General features: G+C 65.7%; 7 protein-coding genes. 4 read left to right on the forward strand and 3 right to left on the reverse strand.

Annotation, left to right across the window (positions count from 1 at the left end; genetic code table 11):
* Nucleotide 1 precedes the first annotated feature (1 nt).
* The gene (locus AAFP35_RS17400; RefSeq protein WP_419222887.1) at nt 2-940 is read right to left on the reverse strand and encodes an AurF N-oxygenase family protein; all 939 of its coding nucleotides are present in this window, start codon (nt 938-940) and stop codon (nt 2-4) included.
* Between the two features lie 673 nt (nt 941-1,613).
* On the opposite strand from AAFP35_RS17400, the gene AAFP35_RS17405 reads away from it, so the two are divergent.
* Together AAFP35_RS17405 and AAFP35_RS17410 are read left to right on the forward strand one after the other, a co-directional pair.
* Complete coding sequence (locus AAFP35_RS17405; RefSeq protein WP_419222913.1) at nt 1,614-2,540, forward strand: LCP family protein; 927 nt, start codon at nt 1,614-1,616, stop codon at nt 2,538-2,540.
* A gap of 112 nt (nt 2,541-2,652) precedes the next feature.
* Nucleotides 2,653-3,189, forward strand: coding sequence for a ferritin (locus AAFP35_RS17410; RefSeq protein ID WP_419222914.1), 537 nt, complete (start codon nt 2,653-2,655; stop codon nt 3,187-3,189).
* A gap of 131 nt (nt 3,190-3,320) precedes the next feature.
* On the opposite strand, the gene eccCa is transcribed toward AAFP35_RS17410, so the two are convergent.
* Entirely contained in the window at nt 3,321-7,379 is a 4,059-nt protein-coding gene (gene eccCa / locus AAFP35_RS17415) for a type VII secretion protein EccCa (RefSeq protein WP_419222888.1), read from the reverse strand.
* Nucleotides 7,380-7,521: 142 nt separating this feature from the next.
* Between eccCa and eccD the strand changes: the two genes are divergently transcribed.
* A complete protein-coding gene (eccD, locus tag AAFP35_RS17420; protein ID WP_419222889.1) occupies nt 7,522-9,012 on the forward strand; it encodes a type VII secretion integral membrane protein EccD in 1,491 nt (496 codons plus the stop codon).
* Nucleotides 9,012-10,391, forward strand: coding sequence for a type VII secretion-associated serine protease mycosin (gene mycP / locus AAFP35_RS17425; protein WP_419222890.1), 1,380 nt, complete (start codon nt 9,012-9,014; stop codon nt 10,389-10,391). The genes eccD and mycP overlap by 1 nt, the downstream gene beginning before the upstream one ends.
* A gap of 475 nt (nt 10,392-10,866) precedes the next feature.
* On the opposite strand, the gene AAFP35_RS17430 is transcribed toward mycP, so the two are convergent.
* Nucleotides 10,867-12,123 (reverse strand): DUF222 domain-containing protein, encoded by a 1,257-nt coding sequence (locus tag AAFP35_RS17430; RefSeq protein ID WP_419222891.1) that lies wholly within the window; start codon nt 12,121-12,123, stop codon nt 10,867-10,869.
* Nucleotides 12,124-12,275 lie beyond the last annotated feature (152 nt).

Consider the following 12,275-nt stretch of genomic DNA (forward strand, 5'->3'; position numbering starts at 1 on the left):
ACTACCGCAGGAATCCGCCGCGGCGCCACCCGTAGCGGGCCACGCGACTCATCAGGCCGGCCTCCTCCAGAAACGCAGCGAGGGAGGCGAATCCGCGCACCTGCGCATCCTGGAAGTGCGGATTCGCCCGCGCGCTGCGCGCCGTGGCGCGACCGTCGAGACCCGCACGGCGGTACATCGCCGGATTGGTGAACAACCGTCGCAACATCACCCCGGCGAGCGCATGACCATGCCCGGCGACGAACGTCTCCCACCGACCGCGAATCGGCTTGCGGCGCATGATGCCGTCGCGGGCGAAGCCGATGTGCCTGGCCTCCTCGGCCACATGGACCTGCATGAGTCGAGAGATCAGCGGTTGGAGTTCCGGGTCCTCGAGCATCTCGCGCTGGAGAGCGTCGAAGATCTCCTCACCGATCAGTGCCGCGACCCACAGCAGGCTGCCCCGCAGCACATGTGGGAGGAGCGTCATCACGATGCGATCGGCGAGCACCATGCGGTACGGCCGGGCTCCCGACCATTCGATCGCACGACCGAACATCACCATGTGCCGGCATTCGTCACCCATCTCGGTGAGCGCGTAGTGGGTGGCGGCCGCGGCGGGGTCGGCACTCATCAGACGCGCCAACAGCGTCCGATTCAACAGGTTTTCGAACCAGATCCCGACAGAGAGGATGTTCGCCATCTCCTGTCGGGACAGTTCGATGCGCTGCTCGACCGTCATCTGGTTCCAGAGTTCGGTGCCGACGAGCGACAGCGCGCCCGGCGGGAGGAAGTAGCGCCCCGGGACCGGAGCGCTGTCCCAGTCGAGGTCGACGATCGGCTCGTACGACCGTTTCACCGATCCGGTGATGAGCCTGCGGGCGATCGCTTCGCGACCATCGTCGGCGCCCGCGCGGCGGTCGGTACCGTCACGCTGTCCGGTCTGTGCTGTCACGCTCATCGACGACCTCCGAACTGGATGTCCTGTGATCTCCGACACTATGACGACCGTCTCTATGTGTCAACATTCACTGTCACACTATTGATTGTCGGCGTGTGTGGATGCGCACTCGTGACCGTTCGGACGGGCGGGATGTCGTTCGGCGGTGCGTACATTGGGGGAGATGAACGAGCCCGAGCCGCCGATGATGCACCGGCGCGGACCCCAGCCCGGGCCCGCGCCGCGCTCCGGCGACCGCACGCGGCGGGTGCCTCCGCCGGGTCGCGCACCTGCACCCGAGGGCGGACCGACGCGCCGATTCACGCCCCGTCGGCCTGCGCCCGCTCCCGGCCCCGAGCCCACCGCGCATCTGCGCGACGGACAACGTCCCGATCCCGCCTATCAACCGCCACGAGCCTGGTCGAACACGGGCGCGCCCGCCGGGCCCCCGCCGGCCCCACCGCGACCCGGGCAGCAGGGCACACCGCAATCGCGTGGTGCTGCCGGCTACGCACCCACGCAGAAGCCCGAGCCGATCCCCGGTTCGTCGCGCCGGTCCGATGCACCGCCGCCGCCACGGCCACGGGGTGGCGGAGATTCGCCCCCCGGGCGCCGCGGCGGAACACGTGCGTCGACGACCCCTCCCCCACCCCGCAAGCGACGTCGCAAGCTCCGCATCGGCCGGCTGATCCTGGTGATCTTGCTGGTGCTCGTCGTCGGATCGGTCGGCTTGCTGTTCTATTACGACAGCAAACTGCACCGCACCGACGCACTGGTCTCCTACGCAGGCCGCCCGGCCGACACGCCGGGCACCAACTGGCTCATCGTCGGAACCGATTCGCGCGCGGACCTGAGCGACGAACAGCGCGCCCAGTTGTCCACCGGCGACAGCGACGGCTCACGCACCGACACGATCATGATGGTGCACAAGCCGCCGAGCGGCCGGGCGATGATCATCAGCATCCCCCGCGATCTGTACGTTCCGATCCCCGGGCAGGGGTCGCACAAGATCAACGCGGCGTTCAACTTCGGCGGCCCGCAGTTGCTCGCCCAGACCGTCGAGCAGCTCACCGAGGTCCGGATCGATCATTACGCCGAGATCGGTTTCGGCGGTTTCGACCGCGTCGTCGATGCCGTCGGTGGCGTCACCATCTGCATCGACCAGCCCCTCAACGACCCCAAGGCCGGGTTACGCCTGACGAAGGGTTGTCACGACCTCAACGGACGCCAAGCCCTCGGCCTGGTGCGGACCCGCGCATTCCCGAACGCCGACCTCGAACGTGTGGTCAATCAACGAAAGTTCCTCAACGCCTTGATGGCCAAGGCGACGAGCCCCTCGGTGCTCGCCAATCCGTTCCGGATCATCCCGTTCACCAACGGTGCCGTGGACGCGGTGACCGTCGATCAGAGCGACCACATCTGGAATCTGGTCGGCCTGGCCTTCGCGTTGCGTGGCGATCCTGTGACAACGACCACTCCCACGGGCGGCAGCGAGTACACCGACGACGGCGACTCGCTGTCAGTGGGCGCCAACACCGAAGAATTCTTCTCCCATATTCGTTCTGGCACAAAGGTTCCCGACGATCTCATCTCGAGTTCCGGTGGCGTCATCGGGCGCTGAGCAAAGGCAATCCGAATTAAGTTGAGGCTCAACTCAGTTAGCCAACACTTGGATGAAATACCTGCTCAGAGCCTCCTACGATGTGGCCATGACCGCATCGACCGCACCGGAAATGACCAACGAATCCGTCTTCCACAAGTTGCTGCATGCGCAGATCGGAAACGAGTTCGCCGCATCCCAGCAGTACATCGCCATCGCGGTGTACTACGACGGGATCGACATGCCCCGGCTGGCCTCGTACTTCTATGCGCAGGCCGTGGAAGAACGCAACCACGCGATGATGATCGTGCGGCACCTGCTCGATCGCGGCATCGCGGTGGACCTGCCCGGCGTGGCCGCGCCGCAGACGGCCTTCGACGACTTCCGCGATCCGATCGAGCTCGCACTGACCCATGAGAAGACGGTCACCGAGCAGATCGTCGACCTGGCCCGCACCGCGCGTGACGAGGGCGACTACCTCGGTGAGCAGTTCCTGCAGTGGTTCCTCTCCGAGCAGGTCGAGGAAGTCGCCACGATGACCACTCTGCACACCATCGCCGAGCGGGCTCAGGGCAACATGTTCGACGTCGAGAACTTCGTCCGACGCGAGATGTCCGGCAGCGAGGCGACCACCACGAATGCGCCCCGGGCCGCCGGCGGCAATCTCTGACCCTCACGCTGCACCACCCCTCGCGCTTTCCCCACTTTTCGCGAGAGCAACCGAAAATCCCGCGACAGCAACCATGCCAGGTTGCTGTCGCGGGATTTTTGGTTGCTCTCGCGAAGGTCTGTGCTCAGTGCTTACTCGAACAGCGGCGGCAGGTGGCAGATCTGCACCATCTCGCTGCCCCGTGAGCGGGAGATGAACTCGCCGCGGCCGGGTGGCAGCTTCTGCATCTTGGTACGCCCGACGATGTTTCCTTCGTCGCGGTCGCCGCTCATCAGCAGGATGTCCGACGACAGATCCTTGAGTTTGCCGATCACCGGATCGAACAGTGCACGGCTCGCACCGCCGGATCGGCGGCAGATCACCAGACGCAGGCCGATGTCGCGGGCCGAAGGCAACAGTTCGCCCAGCACGCTGAGCGGATTGCCCGACGACGCGGACGCGACCATGTCGTAGTCGTCGACGAGGATGTGCACGTTCGGGCCCTCCCACCAGCTGCGGTCGCGCAACTGCTGCGGCGTGAGGTCGGGGCCGGGCAGCCGATTCGAGAAATACTGGTGCAGCTGCTTCATCATCGGACCCAACGCCTGAGCCGACGTCGCATAGCCGGCCAGGTGATCGCCTTCGACGGCACCGAGCATCGTGCGTCGATAATCGACCAACACGATCTTGTTCTGCGCACCGGTGCCCTGCTCCATGAGGCTCATCGCGATGTTCCGCAACAACGTGGTCTTGCCACTCTCGTTGTCGGCGAACGCGAACAGCAGCGGCTGGCTGTCGAAGTCGAGAACCAGCGGGGCCAATTCGTTCTCGCCCAGACCGATCGGGATCTTCTGCGGCCCGAGATGCAGGCCCAGTTCCCGTGTGCGCTGCTGCATCTCGGCACGAGTGAGCTGCAGGTTGAGTTTGCGGACCCGTCGAGCGCCGCGCCCCGGGTAGGTCCGTCGCAGCTGATCGACCGACCACGCCACCGCCTCGGTCAGTGTCTCGGTGTCGCTGTCGCCGTCGAGTCGGGGCAAGCCGACCAGCAGGTGCAACGCCTCGGCCGAGATACCGCGGCCCGGTCGCCCCTGTGGGACGAGTGCCGCGACCTTGCGCGCCATGTCCGATTCCATCGGGTCACCGAGGCGCAGCTCGAGTCGTGAGCCGATGAGATCCTTGATCGCCGGACGGATCTCGCCCCACCGCGACGCCGTCAGCACGACGTGGATGCCGTAAGTCAGGCCCTGGTTGATCAGCGTGGTCACGGTTGCTTCCAGGGGTTCGAAGTCCGAGCGGAACGCCGCCCAGCCGTCGATCACCAAGAACACATCGCCGAACGGATCCTGTGCGATCGGGTCCTGGCTCGAACCGGACTCGCTGGTGAGGAGGGCCGCCTTGCGCTTGCGGAAATCGCGCATCGACTCGATACCGAACTCACGGAATCGATCTTCGCGCTCGCGCATGAGCGTGGCGAGTTCGGCGACCGTACGGCGCACGCCGTCTGCGTCGGATCGGGTGGCGACGGTACCGACGTGCGGAAGCTCCGACAGTCCGGCCAGGGTGCCGCCGCCGAGGTCGAGGCAGTAGAACTGCACCTGTTCGGGCACATGCGTTGCCGCCGCCGACATGATCATCGTGCGCAACGCATTCGACTTACCCGACTGCGGACCACCGACGATCGACACGTTGCCCGCCGCGCCCCCGACATCGAGGATCAGAACGTCGCGCCGCTGATCGTACGGCCGGTCGACGACACCGATGTGGAACCGCAGGTCGCCGAGGTGATTGGCACCTTCGCGCCAGTCGGCGTAAGGCACCAGCATGTCGACGGTTGGCGACTCGTTGAGCGGCGGTAGCCACACCTCGTGAGCCGCACGTCCATGTCCGGCCAGGCGCGACACCACCACGTCGAGCAACGTCGGGCCGACGGCCGACGCGCTCGGCAGCGGCGCCTCGAGTTCCTCGAGTGACGGCAGACCGCTGGGCGCGGCGACCTTCTTGGGCGGCAGATCGTCGTAGTCGATGGCCACGCGCCCGGCGGTGAACATCTTCATGTGGCTCTGCCCGTGCTGCTCGGACACGGTGGTCTCGACGGTGTCCGGGGTGGTGTAGGGCCCGGAGACGTAGCTGGCGTTGAACCTGACCGGATCGGCCGAGTCGCACTTCAGGTAGCCCGAGCCGGGCACGCTGGGCAGGTGGTACGCGTCCGGAACACCCAAGACGGTGCGGGATTCGTTGGCCGAGAACGTCTTCAGACCGATGCGGTAGGACAGGTGGCTGTCCAGTCCGCGCAGCTTGCCCTCCTCCAATCGCTGCGAGGCGAGCAGCAGGTGCATGTGCAGCGATCGTCCGAGACGGCCGATCGCGACGAACAGTTCGGCGAAATCCGGCTTCTGCGAGAGAAGTTCGGAGAACTCGTCGACGACGATGAACAGTGCGGGCAACGGATCGAGCGGTTTACCGGCCGCTCGGGCCTTCTCGTAGTCACCGACGTTGGCGAAGTTACCTGCCGACCGCAGCAGTTCCTGGCGGCGGTTCATCTCGCCCGACAGCGCGTCCTTCATACGGTCGACCATCGCCAGTTCCTCTTCGAGGTTGGTGATGGTCGCCGCGACGTGCGGCGCCGAGTCGAGGCCGAGGAAGGTGGCGCCGCCCTTGAAGTCGACCAGGATCAGGTTGAGCGCGTCCGGGGAGTGCGTGGTGATCAGCGAGAGCACGAGTGTTCGCAAGAATTCGGATTTTCCCGAACCCGTCGCTCCGATACACAGACCGTGCGGGCCCATGCCGTTCTCGGCGGCTTCCTTGATGTCGAGTTCGACGGGGCTGCCGTTCTGCGAGATGCCGATGGGCACCCGTAGGCGTTCGCGCGGCGTGCGTGGTCGCCACACGACGTTCGGATCGATGCGGTTGGCATCCGGGATCTTCAACAACGCCATCAGACCGGGGTCGCTGGGCGAACTGTCTTGTTCGAGGCTCACGATCTGCGCCGCGGTGGCGATGCGGAAACGCGACATGCCGCGGGCGAAGACCTCCGCATCCGGCACGGACACGGTGTCGATGTCGGCGAAGGTCTCCACGCCGACGGCGCTGCGTGCGGCGATGGTGCCGTCGTGCACCACGAGCTGCAGTCCGCGGCGGGCGGCCAACCCGTCAGGTGACGCGGTGAGATCGAGGATCGAGACGCCGTCCATGCCCGCGTCGCTGATCAGTCGCTCGTCGCCGTTGACATAGCCGTCATCGACGACGATGACGTAATGCATACGCCCCGGCGTCGGCGGCGTGGTGCGGGAGAAACGACCGCGATCGAGCAGGTCGGACGCAATAGCCTCCTCGGCTTCGGCGACCGAACCGTAGAGCATACGTTCGGCACCCACCGCATCACGACGAGTCGGGTGGTGCACATGAGGCAGCCATTTGGTCCACGACCAGGACTCGGCCTCGGCGTCGGCGCACACGATGACGACACGCATGTGGTCGGGACCGTGGAATGCACACAGTTCCATCACCATGGACCGCAACAGCCCGCGGGTCTCCTGCCGGATGCCTTCGATACTGATGGCCGGGAAGCCACGCAACGACACCGCGGTCGGCAGGCGATGTACCACCGAGTAGGTGCGGACGAAGCGTCGCAGCGCGACGGTGGAGACGGGTTCGAGGTCTTCGAGGGGTCCGGTCTCGGGCGGCATCAGCCGGGAAGCGAGTCGCTGGCTGCCGACGCCGACGCGAACGTGGCCGAAGTCGTGGTCGCCGGGGCGGCGCTCCCACATGCGGCGACTGCCCACCACACCCTGCAGTGCCTTCGGTTCGGGATGGCTCCACTCGAGAGCCTGACGCTGGGTCTTGCCCGTGGCCTGCACGTCCTCGCGCAGCTGGGCGAGATATCGGAAGTAGTCTTTGCGTTCCTCGTTGAGCTCGGCGGCCTTCTTACCGCCCTGCCTGCCGCCACCCATGAACATGCCGACCGTCGACATCACCATGATCATCGGGAACATCAGCATCATCGGATTGGTCAGCATCGACCGTCCACCGACGGTGAACATCACGGCCACCATGCCGATCACCGCGAGGATCATCACGATCGGCAGCATCTTCATCATGATGCTGCCCGGGATCACGCGGGGGACGTCCGGTGGAGGCTGCACCGCCACCTCGCCGCCCGGCGCCCGCGGCGGAGAAATCCGCGGCTTCCGCACAAAGCCCGTGGTCGCCAATGCTCCCCCTCACGCACCGATTCCCGGGACGGTGCCTCACACCACTGTCCGGGATGCTATCGAGAATCCGGTAGATTGCCTAAACGACGGGGCTCTGGTTTGCTGCCCCAAACACACGTGACCTGGGGGAATGTAGGAGACCATGACGATCGAGGACCCGCTCGCCGATCTCGATCAAGAGGCGCACACCGGTGAGCCCGACCTGACGCGCATCTCGATTCTCGGTGGCAACACCCAAGTCGACGTCGCACTGCCGTCGTCGATCCCCGTGGCCGCTTTGCTCCCAGATCTCGTGACGCTGATCGAGTCGCGAAATCCACGGCGCCACAAGGACAATCCTTCCGACGACGAGAAGCGTGAGCACTGGACGCTGAGCAAGGTCGGCCAGGATCCGATCGAGTCGCATCGCACCCTGAACGAGGCCCAGATCCTCGATGGGGACCTGCTCATCCTCAAGTCCGTCGTCTCTCGTGAGACACCAGCGCTTTTCGACGATGTCATCGACGCTGTCGGTCGTTTGAACGAATCTCGGTTCACGAGTTGGTCGCCACGTTCGGCGCGGATCATGGGCTACGTCGTCGCCATGGTCGGCAGCATCGCCGCGGCGTTGATCTTGCTGGCCTCGCGGTGGCAGTCGGACAACTGGATCGCCGGTGCGGCGAGCGTCGCGTTGGCCGTCGCTTTCGTCGTCGCCGCGACCATCGTCATGCGGTATTACCGCGACGAGGGCAGCGCCACCGTACTGTCCTTCTGCGCGCAACCCCTCGTGTTCGCCGGCGCGATGCTGTTGACCCCACATGCGTTCGGCGCGCCGCACCTCACCTTCGGTTGTGCTGCATCACTTGTCACCGCGGTGATCGTGTACCGCGTGACCGCGGTGGGGCCGATGATGCACAGCGCAATCCTTTTCGCATCGATCGGTGGTCTGATCGCCGCGGGCGAGATCACCCTTTTCGGTTCGGACGTCGCCAAGGTCGGCGCCGCGATGGCCGCCATCGCGATCCTGTGCGTCCTGCTCGCGCCGCGATTCACGATCGGCCTGGCGCGACTGCCGCTCCCGCCGGTGCCGACGTCGGGAGGCCCGATCGACCCGATCGACGCCGAGGTGCGTCCGAGTATCGAAGGCATCGGTGCGATCGGTGCCATGGCGCTCCCGTCGGCGGGCGCACTCGAACGTCGCGCCTACACGGCCAACCAGTACCTGACCGGGATCGTTCTGGGCACCGCGGTGCTGGCGAGTATCGGCGCCCTGCTGGCCGCGAACCCGCTCGACGGCTTCGAATGGCGGACCACCGCATTGGCGATCATCGTCGCCGTCGTACTCGCTCTACGCGGACGCGCTCACAGTGATGTCGCCCAGACCGCGATCCTGGTGGCCGCGGGCGCGATCATCTTCACCCTGTTGATGGCCGGATTGGCGGTCGGCGACGACGTCATGTGGGGCTACATCGGTTTCGGCTGTGTCCTCGCGTTGGTCGTGCTGGCGCTGTTCACCGGTGTGGTTGCTCCGCAACAGGAATTCTCACCGGTGATGAAGCGCGCCGGTGAGATCCTCGAGTACATCCTGGTGGGCGTCATCCCGCCGCTGACCTTCTGGGTCATGGACGTCTACTCCATGGTCCGCAACCGCTGATGCGTCTCGTGCGGGCCGGTGCGGTCGCTGTCGTCTGCGCCGCGCTGTGGGCGTCTGCCGCGCCCGCGGCGGCGGTGACACCGCCGACCGCCTCTCCGTCGAACCTCGTTCTGCGGGTGCCGTCGGGTCCGCCCGAGCCCACGGAGCAGAAGGCACTCTGCGGCAAACCCTTTGCCTCGAGTGCTGCCGATGTCCGTGACCCGTCCACCGCACAGCAACTGATGGACGTTCAGGCTGCGTGGCGTTACAGCAAGGGCAACGGCGTCAAGGTGGCCGTGATCGACACCGGGGTCCAGCCGTCGAAACGGTTCAAGAAGGTCACCGGTGGAGGCGATTTCGTCAGCAACGGTGGCGGCCTCACCGACTGCGACGGTCACGGCACCATGGTTGCCGGCATCATCGCCGGAAAGCCCAGCCCAAGTGACGGTTTCGCAGGTGTGGCCCCGGAAGCCGAGATCATCGCCATCCGCCAGACGTCGTTGGCGTACGGCACCAAGGACAGCAACAGCTCCGACGCCGACTCCGGGGACATCGCCTCGTCGAGCTACGGGAACGTGCGCACCCTGGCCTATGCGGTGGTTGCCGCCGTGCAGAAGGGTGCCGACGTCATCAACATCTCCGAGGTCGCGTGCGGCCCGGCGGGCACCGACATGCAGGACAAACAGCTCGGCGCCGCGTTGCAGTACGCCTACCAGCGCAACGTGGTCGTGGTCGCCGCCGCGGGCAACCTGGTGGAACCCTGCAAGACGCAGAACACCGGAGTCAATCCGGCCAACCCGGCGGCCAAGGGCTGGGACACGCTGAACACGATCGTGTCGCCCGGCTGGTACAGCAAGTACGTGCTCACCGTCGGGGGCGTGGAATCCACGACGGGTGGTCCGTGGTCGTTGAGCGTGCACGGGCCGTGGGTGTCCGTTGCGGCACCCGCCACCGAAGTCGTCAGTGTGGGGTTGCGTGGTCAGGCGGTGAATCGCCAAGAGGGCCAGGACGGCCCGGTGACGCTCGACGGCACCAGCTTCGCCAGCCCGTACGTGGCCGGCTTGGCCGCCCTGATCAAGGCCAAGTTCCCCGGCATGTCGGCGGCTGACGTCATGCATCGAATCACCGCAACCGCGCACGGAGCGGGGTCCGGCCGCAACGACGCGATCGGTTACGGGGTCGTGGATCCCGTTGCTGCGCTCAGTGACACCGTGGTACGTAACACCTCCGGCGTGGCCGCCGGGCGACCGATCGCTCCGCCCGACATGTCTCAGCCCGACCAAACCGCCCGCAACGTGGCACTTGCCGGCGCGGGCGTCTGTGTGACCATCGCGGTGATCTGGTGGGCGGTGTCGATTCCGCGACGGCGCCTGCGACGCTTGAGCGAAGACGAGTACTGACGCGAGGCACAGGCGAGCCTTCGAGATTCCACTGGCTCCTGCAGATCGAGTCCGCTTGTGTTGCCAGACTCGGGAACTGCCTGCGAGTACGGTCGGCCGCCGACGTGCGATCTGCGAGCGGCACCTGGGTCCTCGAGAGCGAGATCGCGAGCGATCCTTCCCTGGGCGATCTGGTGATGCCTTTGAGAGCCCGCCGTCGGGTGCCCGCCGGCTCACTGCTCGGCGGGCACCCGAAGGGGTTCCTATTTCACACTGTGGAGTTGTCAAGGGTCGTGCACAACCCAGGGTTCCCGGGTTGCTGGTTTAGGCGTGGTGAAAGTCCTGGTGGGTCAGTCTGTTTCGATGGCCATGAATGTGGCGATGTCGGGATGGTGATCTCGATACGCTCGCTCGGCTTGCGCCTCGCGGGCTACTCGATCGGCGGTGGGTGGGTGTCGAGGGTGCGGATTGGATGCCGAACGCATCCCTGATGGCGTCAGGCGGCGAGGGTCATGGTGCGCCGGTTGTAGGCCGGTAACGGTGTGCGTGTCGGATCGACCTCGACCGGCGGAATCAACCACGGATGTCGATCGGCACCCATGATGATCTCCCATCCGGACGCGTGGATCTGGGCGTGGCAGGCGGTGCACAGCAGGCAGCCGTTGTCGATGACCGTGGCACCACCATGCGACCAGTAAACGATGTGATGGCACTGCGTATACCCTGCAGCGGCTCCGCATTTCACACAGCAGTGGTCACGCACGATCAACGCTTTACGCTGCTGGACGGTGAACAACCTCGTCCCGTTGCTCACGCCGAGGGGTGCACCGTGCTCATCGAGGTCGAACACGGTGACGCTGGCATCACAGGCAACCAAATGCGCGGTGGTTTGGGAGACCGGACCCAACCATTCCAGAGACGCCCGATCCGGGTGGTCGGCCGGCACGGTCACACTCACCTGTGTTTTCGGGGCGACCACCATGTCGGCGTCACCTGTTCTGGCGGCTTTGGCCGCGGAATCCAGGATCATCTCCAACGCATCCGCACGACGCTGCCCGGCCGACCGGGCATCCTCGGATCCGTCCGGTTCCGGCCGCTTGCGGGACAGCGATTCGACCGCGGACACGAGTTTCTCCCCGGTGACGATGTCGAGGTTGGCGAACACCTCCAACCGGCCATCGGCAGTCGGGGCGGTCGACAGCTCGTTGATCGAACGGTCTTCAGCCGCCGGCACCCCACCCTCATCGTCGGCGATCTGATTTCCCCTCGACCGCGCCACCGCGAGTACTTCGCGTGGGGTGGCACCGGAGAACGCTTGAGCGATCAACGCCAACTCGTGTTCGATCACCGACCCCGCCGACAACGGTTCCGGCGCCCGCTGATCGATATGCGCCATCCCCCGCACCACCGCGTCGACGTGCTCGCCAGAGAACACCCCGTCCGCAGAATAAGCAGCCACCCGCTCCAGCCGGTCCAGGGCCGTCCCGATGCGTAGCCACCGGTCGGCGACCGCCGGAGCAGCACCCATCTCGATCAACAACCTCCGCGTGCGACCACCGGAACGCGGCGCCACCCCCAACCTGTCCATCGCCGCCACATGCACCGCCAACTGATGATCGACCAGGTTACGCACGTCCATCAACGTCTTCGTGGTCTCGAAGACCTGGCGACCAGACGCATCAGCGTCGATCGTCACCTCACGCAGCAACGGAATCAGAGTGTCCAACGGCATGACTCGATTGTAGTCGAACATGCGTTCGGCGGGAATAGTTCATCCACAGGTATCTTATTGTGCAGCAACGTATTTCGGCGGCACGGTCGTCGCCCTGATGCAATTGTAGCGGCGACCTCTGACAGGTTCGGGCTGTTGAGTGGTGTTGTTACACAGGGATGTTGACAACTCAC

It is taken from the genome of Gordonia sp. CPCC 206044 (genome assembly GCF_048537895.1).
Lineage (GTDB): Bacteria > Actinomycetota > Actinomycetes > Mycobacteriales > Mycobacteriaceae > Gordonia.